At 66.4% G+C, this 16,430-nt stretch carries 14 protein-coding genes; 3 read left to right on the top strand and 11 right to left on the bottom strand.

The genetic code is table 11. From position 1 onward, the window contains the following. Window positions 1-83 precede the first annotated feature (83 nt). From A9Z00_RS11235 to A9Z00_RS11225, 3 genes are all read right to left on the bottom strand, one after another. Window positions 84-1,379, bottom strand: a complete 1,296-nt coding sequence (locus tag A9Z00_RS11235; protein ID WP_483316300.1) for an MFS transporter — start codon at window positions 1,377-1,379, stop codon at window positions 84-86. A gap of 355 nt (window positions 1,380-1,734) precedes the next feature. Then, window positions 1,735-2,913: an ABC transporter substrate-binding protein gene (locus tag A9Z00_RS11230; protein WP_296977236.1), complete on the bottom strand. Its 1,179-nt coding sequence runs from the start codon at window positions 2,911-2,913 to the stop codon at window positions 1,735-1,737. 503 nt (window positions 2,914-3,416) lie between these two features. After that, window positions 3,417-4,991, bottom strand: coding sequence for a 2-isopropylmalate synthase (locus A9Z00_RS11225; protein WP_296977233.1), 1,575 nt, complete (start codon window positions 4,989-4,991; stop codon window positions 3,417-3,419). Window positions 4,992-6,672: 1,681 nt separating this feature from the next. Between A9Z00_RS11225 and A9Z00_RS11220 the strand changes: the two genes are divergently transcribed. Beyond that, entirely contained in the window at window positions 6,673-7,137 is a 465-nt protein-coding gene (locus tag A9Z00_RS11220) for a hypothetical protein (protein ID WP_296977231.1), read from the top strand. Next, window positions 7,134-8,222, top strand: a complete 1,089-nt coding sequence (locus A9Z00_RS11215) for a phosphodiester glycosidase family protein (RefSeq protein ID WP_296977228.1) — start codon at window positions 7,134-7,136, stop codon at window positions 8,220-8,222. The genes A9Z00_RS11220 and A9Z00_RS11215 overlap by 4 nt, the downstream gene beginning before the upstream one ends. 77 nt (window positions 8,223-8,299) lie before the next feature. Here the strand turns inward: A9Z00_RS11215 and tsaD are convergent, their stop codons facing one another. The 8 genes from tsaD to A9Z00_RS11175 all read right to left on the bottom strand — a co-directional run bounded on the left by tsaD (window position 8,300) and on the right by A9Z00_RS11175 (window position 15,288). Then, window positions 8,300-9,349: a tRNA (adenosine(37)-N6)-threonylcarbamoyltransferase complex transferase subunit TsaD gene (tsaD, locus tag A9Z00_RS11210; protein WP_296977224.1), complete on the bottom strand. Its 1,050-nt coding sequence runs from the start codon at window positions 9,347-9,349 to the stop codon at window positions 8,300-8,302. Continuing rightward, window positions 9,346-9,867 carry a ribosomal protein S18-alanine N-acetyltransferase gene (rimI, locus tag A9Z00_RS11205; protein ID WP_296977221.1) on the bottom strand — a complete coding sequence of 174 codons (522 nt, stop codon included), beginning with the start codon at window positions 9,865-9,867 and terminating at the stop codon, window positions 9,346-9,348. The genes tsaD and rimI overlap by 4 nt, the downstream gene beginning before the upstream one ends. Before the next feature lie 2 nt (window positions 9,868-9,869). Then, window positions 9,870-10,970, bottom strand: a complete 1,101-nt coding sequence (tsaB, locus tag A9Z00_RS11200) for a tRNA (adenosine(37)-N6)-threonylcarbamoyltransferase complex dimerization subunit type 1 TsaB (protein ID WP_296977219.1) — start codon at window positions 10,968-10,970, stop codon at window positions 9,870-9,872. Beyond that, a complete protein-coding gene (gene tsaE, locus A9Z00_RS11195) occupies window positions 10,967-11,473 on the bottom strand; it encodes a tRNA (adenosine(37)-N6)-threonylcarbamoyltransferase complex ATPase subunit type 1 TsaE (RefSeq protein WP_296977312.1) in 507 nt (168 codons plus the stop codon). Before tsaE ends, tsaB begins: the two co-directional genes overlap by 4 nt. Window positions 11,474-11,586: 113 nt before the next feature. Then, complete coding sequence (gene thiL, locus A9Z00_RS11190; protein WP_296977216.1) at window positions 11,587-12,681, bottom strand: thiamine-phosphate kinase; 1,095 nt, start codon at window positions 12,679-12,681, stop codon at window positions 11,587-11,589. Window positions 12,682-13,014: 333 nt separating this feature from the next. After that, entirely contained in the window at window positions 13,015-13,884 is an 870-nt protein-coding gene (locus A9Z00_RS11185; RefSeq protein ID WP_296977213.1) for a YitT family protein, read from the bottom strand. A 265-nt stretch (window positions 13,885-14,149) separates the two neighbouring features. After that, window positions 14,150-15,094, bottom strand: coding sequence for a polysaccharide deacetylase family protein (locus A9Z00_RS11180; RefSeq protein WP_296977211.1), 945 nt, complete (start codon window positions 15,092-15,094; stop codon window positions 14,150-14,152). Then, the gene (locus tag A9Z00_RS11175) at window positions 15,091-15,288 is read right to left on the bottom strand and encodes a hypothetical protein (protein ID WP_296977209.1); all 198 of its coding nucleotides are present in this window, start codon (window positions 15,286-15,288) and stop codon (window positions 15,091-15,093) included. The genes A9Z00_RS11180 and A9Z00_RS11175 overlap by 4 nt, the downstream gene beginning before the upstream one ends. A gap of 147 nt (window positions 15,289-15,435) precedes the next feature. On the opposite strand from A9Z00_RS11175, the gene ku reads away from it, so the two are divergent. Then, a complete protein-coding gene (ku, locus tag A9Z00_RS11170; protein WP_296977206.1) occupies window positions 15,436-16,401 on the top strand; it encodes a non-homologous end joining protein Ku in 966 nt (321 codons plus the stop codon). Window positions 16,402-16,430 lie beyond the last annotated feature (29 nt).

The following is a 16,430-nucleotide window of genomic DNA, read 5'->3' as shown; positions in this document are numbered from 1 at the left end:
CCCTTTTCCGTGAAAAAAAGAGCCGCCCGGACACCCCCCAGCGGGGATGTTCGGGACGGCTCCGTTCCGCCCGGCCGGGATCGTCAATGCGACGGCGCGCCGGACACGGCGGGCGCGGCCGCCTCTTCCGGCGGCCGGTGTCTGAAGATCGTTGCCAGCGCCGCGGTGCCGACCGTCATGGCAAGCGCGGACGCCGCATACAGCGCCTCGAGCGGGAACCAGGCTTTCAGGCTGCCGCCGCAGGCGATCATGACGACCATCATGCCCATGAACATCGGGTTGAGCACGCCGTTCACGCGCCCGACGATCGACGCATCGGACCAGCGCAGAATCATCGTGCTGATCCCGATGTGGATGGACGGGAACGTGAGGCCGGCAATGAACTGCAGGACCAGCGTCAGCCAGACGTGCTCCGACAGGCCGATCCCCAGCGTGGTGACGGCGCCGGCGAACATGCCGAACGCAAGCAGCTTTTGCGGCAGCACGCGCCGCGCCAGCGCGGCGATCAGCCCGCCGCCGAGCAGCATGGCCGCCCCGTTGACCATGAGCAGATACTGCAGAAATTCCTTCTCCTGCCCCAGCTTCTCCGTCACGACGAAAATTCCGAGCGGCTGCACCATGCCAACCCCGATGCCGGCCAGCGCGAACGTAAGGCCGAGCACCCGAAGCACCGGGCTGCGCCAGACATATTGAAACCCCTCGGCCAGCTCCCGCCGGAAGCTTGCCTGTTGCGGAGGCGCGCCGGCGGGATCGACCGCTCCGGCGCCCGCCGGGTTTCCGGCTTCCCTTCCCGACGGCGTCTCCGGAAGCCGGAGCAGCACCAGGGCGGACAGCAGGAACGCGACGCCCGTCACCGCGATCGAGATCTCGATCCCGTACCGGTCGTACATGAACGTGCCGAGCGACGGCCCGCCGACCATGAAGATCGCGACCATCGACTGAAAGAACGCCATCGCCTGCTGAAGCTGATCCGGCCTGAGATGAATCTTGAACATCCGCATCGCGGAAGGTTGCGAAAACTGCGACAGGATCGACGAGACAAGCGTCGCGAAGAACACCATCTGCCACACGCCCATGACCATCGTCGCCATCACGGCGAAGACCGACAGGGCCGACAGGAAATCGCTCCAGATCATCGTCCGTTTCGGCCGCCACCGGTCCGCGAACGTACCGCCGATGAACGAGAACAGGAAGATCGGCAGGAATTCCGCGACATAGATGAACGCGATCGCGTAAGGGTCCGAATCCGTCATGTCGGCCACGTACAGGAGAATCGCGAAGTTGCGGACCCAGATGCCGATTTGCAGCATGATGTTCGACATGAGAACGGTCTGGAAGAACCGGTTGCCGAACAATCCGGCCGGGCGCGCGCCGGTCATATCGGACATGGAGGAATCGCCCCTTTCTTGCGCCATATCGATGCTGTCATGACGGTGCCGTCTGCATGCGGATCGGGACGCCTCCGGTCCCGGGCATCAGATTTCCGATTCTACACCTTCCCGCCCGGCCGCGTCAAGTTTTTTTCAAATACAAAATCAACCACCGTCCCCCGACGGCGGCGCCTTTTCACATAACAGCCTGGCCTCCGGTCACGGATAGGCCTCGTCAGGAGCCTGCGTGGCGGCCTTCGCGAGCCACTCCTCGAACTGACGCGCCAGATCGGCCAGTTCATGCTTCGCCGTCTCCCGGTCCCGCCAGGCGGCGATCTCCTCCGACGTCCGGAGCGGCCACGGGTTACGTAAATCGTAGTAACCCGCCCTCGCCAGATACGGTTGGAACGATGCGGGTACCGCGACGGCGATCTCCTTCCCGCATCCGCTCCTTCAGCGCGGCGACGCTCGCGTGCGGGCTTGTGGTGAACGACTCGCTGACCGTGTCCAGCGTGTGATCCGCGACGAACGTCAGCGCTTCCTCGTCGTTCCTGCCGATGAGCCACTTGAGAAGATCCAGCGCCGCGTAAGGGTGCTCGCTGTCCTTCAGGACGGCGAGGCCGCTCATTTTCGCGACGTTGATTCTCTCGCCGTCGGGCACCTTCGGCGTCGGGCCGATGCCGTAGTCCGCATATCGGATCAGGTACAGATTCCTCAGCGAAGAAGCCTCCCACATGCCGAGAGCGGGCAGTTCCTTCGGATCTCCGGAATCCAAGCCCGCGGGCACGAGCTGCGCGTACCGGACGAACGCATCGACCGTCTCCTCGGAGTCCATCCAGCCGATCACGGAGCCGCCGTCCGGCGACGTGTACCGCCCGCCCCACGCGCGGACGATCCTCTCTGCTGCTTCGAGCCCGCCCATGGAGCCGACCGGACGCCCGGCTTCCGCCAGCCGTTGCGCCGTCTCCACGAAATCGTAAATCGTCCAGTCTTCCGCCGGCTCGGGGATCCCCAGCTCCCGGAACTGCTCCGGGTCGTAGAAGACGATCCACGGAATGACGCGGAGCGGCAGCAGCAGCGTCCCTTCGTCCGGCGACATGCGGGCCGCCAGTTCGGCGTACGCGCCGGTCCAGCCCGTCTCCTGATGGATCCAGTCCGTCAGGTTCATGAGCTGGTCAGCCATTCTCCACGCCTGGTACGGCGTCAGCTCCACGACATCGGGCCTGAGATCCGGATCGTTCAGGACGGTTTCCAGCCACCCCGGCCCGGAATGGATGTCGACCACCTCGATCTGCACGCCCGGATGCGCTTCCATGAAATCTTTCAGCCGCTCCTGGATCATCGGCTTCCAAATCGGATCCGTTCCCGCCTCGTATGGAAACAGAGGCCCCTTGGTCATCGTGAACAAACCCAGGCGCAGCGTGCCCTGCCAGGTGAACTCGTCGCTTTCGTCCGACTTTTCTCCGATCACCGGAACGGAACGGCACGCCGCCGCCATCGCGAGCAGGCATACCAGAACCGCCGTCAACGCGCAACGTTTCATCGATCGACGCTCCTCCACCTTTTGGCTACTATTTTCCTATAAAAGAATATTTTGTCAATCCGTGACCCGGTTTCCGTTCCGATTTCGCTTTTCCATCATGCGGAAGATCACATTATCCACAAAATCATCCACACTATCCCCGAAATTGTGCATCAATTCACGCGATACTGACGGTTTTCCGCCCCTAGAACGGCATGGTTTTCATCCTGTTCGACCCGAACCCGGCGCAAACGGTGAAAAATTCACCCACATTGTCCACATTATCCACAGATCGATTGTGAAAAACTTGTCCCCGTTTGCAAAACGACGGCATTCGACATCCCGCTTGCTTCCATCGCGTTTGCACACAGTTTTCGGTGGATATGTGGATAACGTTGTGCACAACCGGGACCATCGTCGGAACCACGGGCTGTAAAGAGGCGGGAAGTTCGAATTTCGCCGGTCTTTTTTCCCGTTTCCTGGAACGCAAACAAAAAAGGCGGGCGATCGGCCCGCATGACCGATCAGCCCGTCTTCTCCTCCTGTTCGCGGCCGCGCGCGCCCGTCCGGATGATTGCCTGGTTGCACGCGCCGATGAACGCCTGCGCCACGGCGAGGATGACGTCCTTGTGGATCGCCGTGCCCCGGTAGCGCCGGCCGCCGTGCAGCACCGTCACGACCGCCTCGCCGTACGCGTCCTCGCCCGAGGACAGCGAATGGAGCTCCATATCCTCGAACTCGGTCGCGATCGGGATCACCTGCTTGATGCAGTGGATGACCGCTTCGATCGGACCGGCGCCCATGGCGGAGCGGGTGTGCTCGACGCCGGTCGCGCCCTCGCGGATCGTCACGGACGCGATGCGGGCGCGCTGCGTGCCGGACAGCACCTGCAGGTCGACGAGTGTGTACGGCTCCTCATGGAGATCCGTCGATTCGCCGATGATGCGCAGGAGCTGGTCGTCGGTGACGATTTTCTGCCGGTCGGCGACCTTTTTGAACGCGGCGTACACCTCGTCCAGCTGTTCGCCCTCGAGACGGATGCCGTACTCCGCGGCGCGGTGCTTGATCGCATGGCGCCCGGAATGCTTGCCGAGCACGATCATGCTGCGCGGGATGCCCATCGCCTCGGGGTCCATGATCTCGTAGGTCGACCGGTTCTTGAGCAGGCCGTCCTGGTGAATGCCGGACTCGTGCTGGAACGCGTTGCGGCCGACGATCGGCTTGTTGTACGCGATCGGGAAATGCATCATCCGGCTGACGAGCCGCGACGTGTTGTAGATTTCGGCGATGTTGATGCCCGTCTCGGCCTTCAGCGCGTCCTTGCGCGTCTCGATCGCCATGACGAGCTCCTCGAGCGAGCAGTTGCCCGCCCGCTCGCCGATGCCGTTCACCGTCACCTCGACCTGCGTCGCGCCGCCGCGAATCGCCGCGAGGCTGTTCGCGACCGCAAGCCCCAAGTCGTTGTGGCAATGCGCGCTGTAGCGGACGCGGTCGCCGCCCCTCGCCTGCGTGCGGACGGTGCGGAACAGCGCCTCGTATTCGTCGGGCATCGCGTAGCCCAGCGTGTCGGGCAGGTTGATGATCGTTGCGCCTTCGGCGATGACCGCCTCGATCATTTCAATGAGGAACTCGATGCCCGATCGGGTCGCGTCCATCGGCGAAAACTCGATCTCGTCGACGAACTGCTTCGCGTACGCGACCATGTCGCGGGCGATTTGCAGCACCTGCTCGCGCGACTTGCGCAGCTGGAAGTCGATATGAATGTCGGACGACGAAATGAACAGGTGGAGCCGGCGCCGGGCCGCGTCCTGCGTCGCCTGGATCGCAGCGTCGATGTCCGCGCGCACGGCGCGGGCGAAGCCGACGATCTCCGTCCCCTGCAGCTCGCGGGAAATCTGCTGCACGGCGGCGAACTCGCCCGGGCTCGAGATCGGGAACCCCGGCTCGATCGCGTCGACGCCGAGCTTCGCGAGCTGGCGCGCGATGACGATCTTCTGCTCCGGCTCGATCGAAGCGCCGGGCGATTGCTCGCCGTCGCGCAGCGTCGTGTCGAAGATCGTGATGCGTTTGCATGCGTGTTGGTTGACGGTTTGGTTCATGGTGAACGTCCCTCCTGAACGTGTGGTTTTTCGGAGCCAAATCAAAAAGGCCCGCCGTCCCCGAACATTCGTTCAAGAGACGACAGGCCGTACATGTGGTCGGCATGCCGCGGTACCACTCTTGTTGACGCGCCCCTTGCGGGACGCGTCCCCTCAGCGCCGGCGGATCGAGAGCTTCAAGGCTCCGGCGGACTTTGCAGGTTTGCGGTTCCTGCGGGATAGCGGCCTTGCGGTCCGGGTCCGCTGCAGTCGGACCGGACGCGCGGCCGCGCGCCGTCCGCGCCGCCGGCGACCGTGTAACGGCGGTCCACCCGTGCCGGACCTATCCGGGCGCGGCCGTACGCTCCGCGTCCGTGTCGGTCCGCCCGCTCCCGGGCGAGTTCGAACGGTGCCTTCGGCTGCGTCGCACCAACCCGCAGCTCTCTGCGCCGCCCGCCGCCATGGGACGCCTTGGCCGCTTCGATGCGCGAAGGCCCGGCGGCCTGCATCGCATCATGGCGTCATGCGCCGGTTGCGGCTGTGCCCTCGGGCTGCCATTGAATCGTTGCGTCATGTGCCCGATCACGGCCGCGCCCTTCGGCTGTCGCCGCATCGATGCGCCATGCGTCCGGATGCGGCCGGCGGCGTTATTCCGTCACCGTTCTACTGCTCCCGTTCATCGCGTTTTGCGAGTCTGTTCGCTTGTATCGTCCCGCGCGGCGGGATCCCGGAAATCAAGAAAGCCTGCCGTCTCCCGATCGCTCAAGAGACGACAGGCCTTGTGCCCGCGCGGTACCACTCTTGTTGACGCCCGTGCCCGACCGTTGGCCCCGGCCGGTGCGTCCACCTCACGCATGCGGCGCTGCACGCGCCCGCATGCACCCGATTACGGGGGTCAGCCGTAACGGCATAATGGGAGGCTGTCGGGGCCGGTGGTGCCGGCTCCCACGCCGTCCGTTCCGCCGTTCCGCTCCCAGGCGAGATTCGGGATCACCTTCGACTGCGTCGCACCAACCCGCAGCTCTCTGGCCGACCCGGGGCTTGCGCCCCGCCGGCATCCCGGCTTCACCCTACTGCTCCTGTTCATCGCGTTTCGGATGTATGCGTTGGATTGGTACACATTATATTCCCGCAAATGGGTTTTGTCAATTCGAAAAATTCCGTTTTTTCTGTACCCGCGCGTAGCAGGGGGCGGCATTGCGGCGTCGGGACGGGCGGGCGCCGGCCCGTTGACGGTTCCCGAATCGTTATGGCGCGCCACCCGGCCGCCCGTTCCGCCCGTTTGCGGCCCGGTTGGCGGTCTCCCCGGACCGTGATTCGCCGTTCCCCGCGTCTCACGAGACATGCCGCATCCTCCCGCAGCGGTATGTGGTACCGTCAAATGCCGTATTGAGCGGGCCGCACCCTCCCGGAACGGGACGCAGTACCGTGATGCGCCGTTTCGCAACCAAACGGGCGTGAGCCCGTCTAATTGAATGGGATGCCTTCGCCGCTTCATGATTGCCTGGCGTTTTCCTGATCCGGGAATTCCGACAGGGTTCCCAATCGGAAGAAAATCCGTTACGCTAGGAAAACGGACGATTCCTGCGGGAACCCCGGACGTCCCGCGGCATGCCCGGTGATGCCGCCGATTCGGAACAGCGGAAGATCCGGAAAAAGAAGATTCGACAAAGCGGCAGATTCGGAGAAAGGTGGCGAAACGATGCGCAACGATCCGTACCATACGGCATCCGGCGCGGAGTTCCTGACGGCAACCGGTGCGGAGATGCCGGCGCGCGCTTCCCGCAAGAAGGCGTCCGCGTCGAGGGCGGCCGCCCTCCTGTTCGTCTTCGTCTGGCTGCTGCTCATCGCCGGCGGCGCGGCCGGCGCCGCGTGGTACGCCGACGAGCTCCGGGCCCGCATGACGGCCGACATCGAGCGGCAAACGGCGGAACGGATCGCCGCGATGCAGCGGGAAGTCGAAACCCGGATGGCCGAGCTCGAAGCGTCTTTCCGCGCCGATATCGACGCCGTCGAGGCGAAGGTGAACGAGCTGAACGAACTCTTGACGTTCACCCGCGACAACGCGACCGGCGAGAAGGACGACCGCAATCTGCTCTACACGCAGCTCCATGAAGTGAAGGAGAAACTGGAGCAGCTCGAGAAGCAGCTGGATGTGTTGAAATGAACCGGATACTGACTCCCCGCGCGATCAACCGTCTGTTTCTGCTCGCCGCGGCGCCTTTTCTCGGACTCGGGATCTGGCTGGCGGCGGCGGGCTCCGATCTGACGTTGACGCTGTCCGACCGGGCGTACCCGGCTTTCCGTCTGCCGGCGGTACCCGAGGCGGGGACGAGGATCGCGGAGGTGTCCGCCGGCCTCGACGAGGCGATCGGGCTGGCCCGCGAGACGCGCGAGTCGCTTCGCCGGTCGGCGGAGCTGTACGCGCTGGCCGCCGCCGAGGCGGAGCGGATCGCGAAGCTGGCGGCCGCCCAGGTCGGCAGGCCGTACGCGATTTACGACCGGCGGATCACGGCCCGGCTCGGCAAGCCGGTCGAGGAAGTGCGTTCGGGCCGGATCACGGCGCAGCTCTTCCACATCAAGGCGCAGCACTTCAACGGCTACGCCCTGAAGGTGAAGCTGAAGTCGGACAAGGCGATGACGATGGTGCTCGGACAGGACAAGCTGGGCGGCGCGGAGACGACGCTGTCGGCGGTCAAACGGTACGGCGCCGTCGCCGGCGTGAACGCGGGCGGTTTCTGGGATTCGGGAGGCAAGCGCTATCCGCTCGGCACGACGATCGTCGATGGACAATACGTGGACGGTTTCGTCCCGACGTACAAGGATCTGTTCTTCGTCGGCATGAACGACAAGATGCAGCTCATCGGCGGCAAGTTCGAGAAGCAGGAAGAGCTGGACCGGCTGAAGCCGCGGTTCGGCGCGTCCTTCGTGCCGATATTGATGAAGAACGGCCGCGCCCAGCCCATCCCCGAGAAGTGGAAGACGAACCCGCGCCGCGCGCCGCGCACCGTGATCGCCAACTACAAGGACGACCAGCTGCTCATCCTCGTCGTGGACGGCTACGACGAAAAGGGCAGCTCCGGCGCGACGCTCGAGGAGCTGCAGATCCTGCTCAAGCGCTACGGCGTCAAGGACGCCTACAACCTCGACGGCGGCGGCTCGTCGTCGCTCGTGTTCAACGGCCGCGTGGTCAACAAGCCGTCCGACGGCGAACTGCGCAAGCTTCCGACCCATTTTCTCTTCTTCAAATAAACAAAGTCCCGCCTCAAGCGGGACTTTTCCCTTTTCGGCCGGACGCCCGTCCGTCGCCCGTCCGCGCGGTTCTCCCTTCAGTCCTTCACCGACCATTCCTCGAGGGAGAGGAGCGGGTCGGCCTTCGCGTCGAGCGGGGTGAACTCGCCGCGCACCCATTTCAGATAGGCGGCGGCCCCGATCATCGCGGCGTTGTCCGTGCAGAGCTCGAGCGGCGGAATGGACAGCGGCAGGCCGCGCGCTCCGCAGGCCGCCGCCATCGCCGCCCGCAGGCCGCGATTCGCGGCAACGCCGCCGCACAAGAGCAGCTGCCGGGCGCCGAATGCCTCCGCCGCGCGCAGCGCCTTCGTCACGAGCACATCGATGACCGACTCCTGAAATCCCCGCGCCAGGGCGGGCCGCATCGGCGGCTCGCCCTTCATCTTCGCCTTGTTGATCTCCGCGAGCACGGCGGACTTGAGGCCGCTGAAGCTGAAGTCGTACGAATCGGGCTCGAGCCAGGCGCGCGGCAGCTCGTTCACGTCGTCGGCATCCGACGCCAGCCGGTCGATGTGCGGTCCGCCCGGATACGGAAACCCGAGCGCCCGCGCCACCTTGTCGTACGCCTCGCCGACCGCGTCGTCCCGCGTCCGGCCGATGATCCGAAAGCTTCCTTCCCGCTCGAGGACGACCAGCTCGGTATGCCCGCCGGAGACGACGAGCGCCACCGCGGGATAGCGAATCTCGCCGACCAGCCGGTTGGCGTAGATGTGTCCCGCGATGTGGTGGGTGCCGATCAGCGGCACGTCCAGCGCCAGCGCCAACGCCTTCGCGGCGGCGAGGCCGACGAGCAGCGAGCCGACCAGCCCCGGCCCCTGCGTCACCGCGACGGCGTCGATGTCGCGGAGCTCAAGTCCCGATTCGGCCACCGCGAGCTCCATCATGCGCGTGATCGATTCCACGTGTTTGCGCGAGGCGATCTCCGGCACGACGCCGCCGAACCGGCGATGCGCGTCGACCTGGCTGGACACCAGGTTGCTCAGTACTTCCCTGCCGCCGCGCACGACGGCGGCCGACGTCTCGTCGCAGCTCGTCTCGATCGCCAGGATGACGCCGGCGCGGGCGCCGCCGCGAGCGGAAGCCGTCATGCCGTCCCGCCTCCGGCGGTAAGATCCGCCCACATGATATAGGCGTCCTCCTGATTGTCGGTGTAATACCGGGGTCTGATGCCGTTTTGCACGAACCCGAGTTTGCGATACAGATTCTGCGCCACTTCGTTCGACACCCTGACTTCCAGCGTCATCGATTTCGCGCCCTGCTCCCTGGCCGTCTGCATGAGCCGGCGCATCAGCATCTCGCCGTAGCCGCGTCCGCGGTACGGCGCGCGCACCGCGACGTTCGTCACGTGCGCCTCGTCCATGACGACCCACATGCCGCCGTACCCGATGATGTTCCGATCCAGCTCCATCACCGTGTACCGGGCGAACTGGTTGTGCTTGAGCTCGCTCACGAACGCCTCCGCCGACCACGGCACCGTGAACACTTCCCGCTCGATCGCCGCGATCACCGGCACGTCGGACAACAGCATCGGCCGGAACTCCGGCACCTTCGCGGCGCTCCCGGCGCCTCCACCGTGGCCCTGCGCATCCCGCGCGCGTTCGCCCATCGTCATCCCTCCTGCCGTCCGGCGGCGAGAAGCTTCGCTTCCGCTTCCGCGAGCTGCGTATAGTTCGGCACGAGCGCGTGCGGGTCGTCGGCTTCGCCGGCGGCCAGACGCCGGATGCCGAGCTCCGCGATCGCCCGACCTTCCATGAAGGTCGGGAAGACCTCGATCCGCACGCGGCCGTCCAGCCGATTTTTCAGCCGCCCGATGGCGGCGAGGTGGAGCGACGGATCGCCGACGAACCGAATCGCATCGGGCGGCGCGGCGGCCGGTTCGGCCGCTTCCCCCGGAAACGTCGAACCTGGCGATTCCGCTCCGGCCGGCCCCGCCGCCGGTTGCGCCGCGCCAGCCCCTGCCGTGCCCGCCGCAGCCGTCGCCGCGCCCGGCGTCTCCGGTCCGGCCGGCGATCCGGCACCTGCCACGTTCCGGCTGTCCGGCGAACGGCCGAAGGTCACCGCTTCACCGGAGCCGTCCGTCCCGCTTCGGCCGAGTCCCCGTTCCACCCGTTCCGCCAGCTCGTCCGCCCAGTCCCGCATGAGCCGGATGCCGTCGCCGGCGAGCCGCCGCCAGCCGCCGCCGGATCCGCCGGATTCGAACAGGGCGGTGTAGACCTGGCCGCGCCGCGCGTCCATCAGCGGCACGATCCATTCGCGGCGCGTGCCCGCCGGACCGGAAGCGGCGCGCGCCGCTTCCGCCGAACGGTCCGCCCCGCCGGACGCGGCGCCCGCTCCGGCCGCCTCCCCTTCCGACGCGCCGGGCGCAGACGCCGCGCCGAGCGCCAGCGCCTCGAGGCTGGACACGCCGGCGAGCGGCACGCCCCAGGCCCAGGCGAGCGTCTTCGCGATCGTCACCGCGATCCGCACGCCCGTGTAGGATCCCGGGCCGAGGCCGACGGCAATGCCGCCGAGATCGCCGCGCGCCACCCCCGCCTTCGCGAGCGTGTCCCTGACCATCGGCACGGCCAGCACCGAATGGCTGCGCTCCACGATCGACCGGGCTTCCGCCAAGACGCGGCCGCCCGCGACGACGGCGACGCAGAGCGCGGCGGTCGACGTGTCGAGCGCCAGCACCGGCCGGTCGAACGGGTTGCCCGCTTGTCCCTTCATGCGCCGCCCGCTCCTTCCCTTGCAAGCATCCGGCACCAGTCGGCATACGGCCGGCCCGTACCGGTCAGCCGGATCGTCCGCGCGCTGCCGCCGTCATGCCCGATCTCGATCGCGAGGCGTTCCGGCGGCAGCAGATCGGGAATGAGCCGCGCCCACTCCACCAGCACGACGCCCCGTCCGTAAAAATATTCGTCCAGCCCGAGCTCGTCCGCCTCTTCCTGTGAGAGACGGTAGACGTCCATGTGGTACAGGGGCAGCCGCCCGTCCTCGTATTCCCGGATGATCGTGAACGTCGGGCTGTTCACGACTTCGCGGACGCCGAGCGCCCGGGCGAAGCATTGCGCGAAGAACGTCTTGCCCGCGCCCAGATCCCCGTCCAGCGCGATGACCGTGCCCGGCTCCGCGCGCTCCGCCAGCCATTCGGCGAGCCGCGCCGTCCCGCGCTCATCCTCTGCGCGCCATACCGCCGATCCAACATCCGGACCGTCCGGGCCCCGGTCGATCCTGTCCCCTTCGCTCCACAACCGTTCACCGGCGGACCGCCCGCCGGCATCCCCTTCGCCCGGGGATCGGCCGCCCGCGTTCCATCCATGCACATGTTGTCCGTCCACGGCGTTCACCGTCCTTCTTCCCGGCCGACGCCGAAATGATTGTATCCCGCGGCCCCGGCGGGCCGCCTCGGGCCGCCGTCCGCCGGCTCGAGCCACACGCCGGCCGGACCGGCCTCCGCTTCACCGATCACGTGAAGTTCGAGCCCCGCCTCGCGGAACGCCGCTGCCAGCCGGCCGGCGGCGGCGGGGTCCATCGTGCCGAGCAGCACGTAATCTTCGCCGCCGCCCAGCATCCAGCCCAGCAGGAGTTCGCCGGCGCGCGCCCCGTCGCCGCCGGCGGCCGCGCGGGCGTACGCGGCGAGATCGCCGGGAACCGGCAGCAGGCGCTCGCGGATGACGAGTGCCGCGCCGGACGCCTCGGCGATCTCCCGCGCTTCGCTCGCGAGCCCGTCGCTCACGTCGTTGAGCGACGTGCAGGCGCCGCTGGCCGCCAGCAGCCGTCCGGCCGCCACGGACGGCTGCGGCCGGCGGTGCGCGCGGACGAGCGCGGCCGTGCCGGCCGCCTCCGCCGCCTCAAGCGGCACCGGCCCGGTGAAGTTCCCGGCGGCTCCCGACAGCCAGTGCAGCCCCGCCGCCGACAGGCCGACCGGGCCGGTGAGGAACACGAGATCGCCCGGCCGCGCGCCGGCGCGCGTCACCGCCTTCCCGGCCTCGACCGATCCGCCCAGCGCCACCGTCACGACGAGGCGATCCGGCGACGCCGTCGTGTCGCCGCCCACGATCGCGACGCCGTAGCGGTCCGCGCATTCGTACAGGCCGTCGTAGAGGCGGCGCACCCGCTCCGGATCGCGGGAGCGCGGCATGCTGACGGAGACGAGGGCGTGCCGCGGCTCGGCGCCCATCGCGGCGATGTCGCTCACGTTGCTCGCGAGCGCTTTCCACCCGATGTCCGCATCGTCCATCGTCGATGTGCTGAAATGCACGTCCTCGACCATCGTGTCGATCGTCCAGACCAGATGGCGGGGTGCGCCCGCGCCCTCCCGGTCCGGCTCGAGCACGGCGGCGTCATCGCCGATGCCGACGACGACGCCGCGCGAGCGCTGCCATTCCGGACGCTGGCGGCCGCCCGTCCAGAGGCGGATCCGCGCAAACTCGTCCATCCCGGACGCCTCCCAAGGTTTCGAGCGCATTGTCAATATGCACTAATTATAGCGGCAGGGCCACGGGCGTTCAACAAACGGCCCGCGCGGTCCAACCGCGCCCGAACGGCGCCGGCCAACCAGCCCTGCGCGGCATGGCTGCTTTGCATGTTCATCCGTGCCCGGTACGCCGCCAATACCCGGTCGCCGCCAATCACTAAACAAAAGAAAAAAAACCCCATGTCTCTGCGGACTCCCGGTTCCCGGGAAGTTTCGCCCCAAACCGGCGAAGCCTCGGCTTCGAATGTTCCCCGGTTCCCGTTCATCCCGGCGACATGGAGGAAATTTCTCCTTCTAGTGGATATCCTTCTTCTTGAACCGTCCGCCCTTCACGTCGTGGATGTTGCCGATGGCCATGAACGCGTTCGGGTCCAGCTCCTGCACGATGGACTTCATCTTCGCTTCTTCGAGCCGCGTGATGACGCAGAAGATGACCTTTTTGCTGTCCCCCGTGTAAGCCCCTTCGCCGGACAGATAGGTGACGCCCCGCCCGAGCCGGTGCAGGATCGCCGTACCGATCTCCGCCGCGGCGTCGCTGATGATCCAGACCGCCTTCGACTCGTCCATCCCTTCGATCGTGATGTCGATCGCCTTGTACGCGATGAAATAGGCGATCAGCGAATACATCGCGCTGTCCCATTCGAAGACGAAGCCGGCGGACGTCAGGATGAAGAAATTGAAGAACATGACGACCTCGCCGACGGAAAACGGCGTTTTCTTGTTGATCAGGATCGCGACGATCTCGGTTCCGTCCATCGAGCCGCCGAACCGGATGACGAGGCCGACGCCGACGCCGAGGATGACGCCCCCGAATATCGCGGCGAGAATCTTCGTGATCGTGATCGGCGCGATCGGCTCGAGCAGGAACGTGCAGAGCGACATGACCGAGACGGCGTAGAGCGTCGACAGGGTGAACGTCTTGCCGATCTGTTTGTAGCCGAGGAACAGAAAGGGGAGGTTGAGGAAGAACAGATAAAGCCCGAGCCGAACGCCCGTCAGTTCGTGAAGGATGATGGATATGCCCGTGATGCCGCCGTCGATGACATCGTTCGGAACAAGAAATATTTCAAGCGCGACGGCCATCAGGATCGCGCCGATGGTGAGCATGACAATGCGTGTGGCAATTTCCTTCTTCCTGAGGCCGATGTGCTGCTTTGCGACCATTTCGGCGTCTTCCCTTCCACGGCGAATGGGACAAATCAATGAATTTCCGTGATTTTATTTTAACTTTTTGCCGTGGAGAAAAAAAGAGAAAGCCGGGAGCCGCCGCCCGGACCGTTTCCGGCTTCGGACCCTGCGTTCCCGACTTTTCCGCCGGACACAATGCCCGGTCGCCGCGTTCCCGGCTTCCCCGACGCCCCGGAATGCCGGGCCTTCCGCGTTCCCGCCTCCCCACAGCCGCGGAAAGGCCGGCGCCCGCATCCCGGGCCTATTGCGGGATGCCCAGCATCCGCGCGACCGTCACGAATTCCACGCCGTCCGCCCGCAGCTTCCGGATTACCTCGGGCAGCGCTTCGACCGTGCCGGTCAGATCTTCCCCGACGCCGCCGGCCGAGTGCTGCAGGATGATCGCGCCGGGCTTCACGTGCGCGAGGATGTTCGTCGCGACCTCGTCGCGGCTCAGCGACTTCCAGTCGAGCGAGTCGACGTTCCAGCCGACGATTTTGCGCTTCTGGCTCGCGAGCCATTTGATCTGCTCTTCCGTGATGTTGCCGTACGGCGCGCGGACGAAGCTCGGCGTGTATCCGGTGAATTTCCGGATCAGCTCGTCCGTCTTGCGGATCTCCTCGCGGAATTTCTCGTCCGACAGCTTCGGCAGATTGGCGTGGCTGTAGGAATGATTGCCGACGACATGGCCCTCCGCGACGATCCGCCGCATCACGTCCGGATGTTTCTCGATCCGGTTGCCGACGCAGAAGAACGTCGCCTTCACGCCTTCGCGCTTGAGCACGTCCAGCACCATCGGCGTGAACACGTCGTCCGGCGCGTCGTCGAACGTGAGCGCCACTTCGCGCCTGTCTCCGGGGCCCGAAATCACGAACCAGCTCGGATATTTCGCGCGCAGGTCGGCCAGCGTCATCGGCTTCGGCTCGCGATGCTTCCGCTCCGGTCCGTCCGCAAGGTCCGGCGTGTCGTTCTGCGCCCGCGGGCGGACGCCGACGCCGTCACCCGCGTTCTGCGCCTTGCGGACTCCCCCGCCGTCGGCCTGTTTCGCGGTGACGCCGCCGTTCTTGCCATCCCCCTTCCCGCCGGCGCCGTTCATCCCCGCGCAGCCGGAGATCAGCACCAGTGCCGTCAGGATGGACAGGCCGGACATCCTGAAGAGCCGCGAAGGCCGCCGAAAGCGTCCGAAACCATCGAGGATCCGGTTCATTCCGATCCGCCTCCTTCCGGATTTTCCATCGTGTCCGTCGTCGTGTCGCCGATCCATCCGTTCTTCAAGGGAGACACATACCCGCCGCCGAGCCCCTCGTTTACCATGCGGTCGATGTCCATCTCCGCCTGGGCACGGCCTTCATGGTCGCCGTCGTCCGTCCGGCTCCGCCGGTCATCGGGCCGCTCCGCCATCGCTTGACCTCCCTCCATCCGCTGCGGGATTCGCACAAAATATGCCCCGGGCGGTTGGTTTTCATGCATGATGGGCACGCTGAAAGGCAGGGAAGGAGGTTCACGCGGCCGGTTTTCCGGCGGTCAAGACAAGCGGGAGGGACGAACATGCATACGGTGTGGAAAGGCGCGATCAGCTTCGGTCTTGTGCACGTGCCGGTCAAAATGTTCGCCGCGGTCGAGGACCGCGACATCGCGATGCGCATGATTCACCGGGAATGCGGCGGTCCGATCGCCTACGTGCGCACGTGCCGGAACTGCGGCAAGGAAGTGGCGAACGATGAGATCGCGAAGGGATACGAATACGAAAAAGGACGCTTCGTGCTGTTCGAAAAGGAGGAGCTGGACGCGCTCGCGGAAGAGACGTCGAAGACGATCCGCATCCTCGACTTCGTCGACATGCGGGAGATCGACCCGATCTACTTCCAGCGATCGTACTATCTGGCACCGGATCAAGCGGGGGCGGGCGCGTACAGCCTGCTGCTCGAGGCGATGAAGCGGACCGGGCGGATCGGCATCGCGAACGTCGCGATCCGCTCGAAGGGAAGCCTGGCGGCCGTCCGGTTCATCGGGAACTGTCTGGTGCTCGAGACGATCGCCTGGCCGGACGAAGTGAGGCCCGTATCCCAGGTGCCGGGGCTGCCGGAGCAGACGATCGTGAACGAGCGAGAGCTCGAGCTGGCGACGCTGTTGATCGACCATCTGACCGGCCCGTTCGAGCCGGAGAAGTACCGGGACGAATACCGGGAGCGGCTCATGGAGGCGATCCAGGCGAAAATCGCGGGCGAGGAGGTGCACGTCGCGCCGGAGCGGGAGCGCACGAACATCATCGACCTGATGGCGGCGCTCCAGGCGAGCCTCGAGGCGGCGGGCGCGGCGAAGGCCGGCCCCGCCCCATTGGCGGAGAAACCGCCGGAGACGAAAAAGGCGAAGGCTGCCGGAACGGGCGCGTCGCCGACGGACGGGCAGGCGACCGGACCGGCCGGCGCGGCAGCCGGGGCGGAGGGCTCCGGCAAGGCCGCCAAAGGCTCCGGCCGCAGAGCCGCCGCCGCAAAGAAAGAACCGGTCCCGTAACCGGAACCGGTCCCCGGGCCGCGTTGGTG

The organism is Thermobacillus sp. ZCTH02-B1 (assembly GCF_002159085.1).
Taxonomy (GTDB): Bacteria; Bacillota; Bacilli; order Paenibacillales; family Paenibacillaceae; genus Thermobacillus.
The sequence above is the reverse complement of the archived record's forward strand: the minus strand, read 5'-3'. Positions and strand labels throughout refer to the sequence as shown.

Coding starts and splice junctions, on each gene's coding strand:
- A9Z00_RS11220 (WP_296977231.1), top strand. CDS start 6,673: ATGCGCAACGATCCGTACCATACGGCATCCGGCGCGGAGTTCCTGACG.
- tsaB (WP_296977219.1), bottom strand. CDS start 10,970: ATGAAGGGACAAGCGGGCAACCCGTTCGACCGGCCGGTGCTGGCGCTC.
- thiL (WP_296977216.1), bottom strand. CDS start 12,681: ATGGACGAGTTTGCGCGGATCCGCCTCTGGACGGGCGGCCGCCAGCGT.
- A9Z00_RS11225 (WP_296977233.1), bottom strand. CDS start 4,991: ATGAACCAAACCGTCAACCAACACGCATGCAAACGCATCACGATCTTC.
- A9Z00_RS11180 (WP_296977211.1), bottom strand. CDS start 15,094: ATGAACCGGATCCTCGATGGTTTCGGACGCTTTCGGCGGCCTTCGCGG.
- tsaD (WP_296977224.1), bottom strand. CDS start 9,349: ATGACGGCTTCCGCTCGCGGCGGCGCCCGCGCCGGCGTCATCCTGGCG.
- A9Z00_RS11230 (WP_296977236.1), bottom strand. CDS start 2,913: ATGAAACGTTGCGCGTTGACGGCGGTTCTGGTATGCCTGCTCGCGATG.
- A9Z00_RS11175 (WP_296977209.1), bottom strand. CDS start 15,288: ATGGCGGAGCGGCCCGATGACCGGCGGAGCCGGACGGACGACGGCGAC.
- A9Z00_RS11185 (WP_296977213.1), bottom strand. CDS start 13,884: ATGGTCGCAAAGCAGCACATCGGCCTCAGGAAGAAGGAAATTGCCACA.
- rimI (WP_296977221.1), bottom strand. CDS start 9,867: ATGGGCGAACGCGCGCGGGATGCGCAGGGCCACGGTGGAGGCGCCGGG.
- A9Z00_RS11235 (WP_483316300.1), bottom strand. CDS start 1,379: ATGACCGGCGCGCGCCCGGCCGGATTGTTCGGCAACCGGTTCTTCCAG.
- ku (WP_296977206.1), top strand. CDS start 15,436: ATGCATACGGTGTGGAAAGGCGCGATCAGCTTCGGTCTTGTGCACGTG.
- A9Z00_RS11215 (WP_296977228.1), top strand. CDS start 7,134: ATGAACCGGATACTGACTCCCCGCGCGATCAACCGTCTGTTTCTGCTC.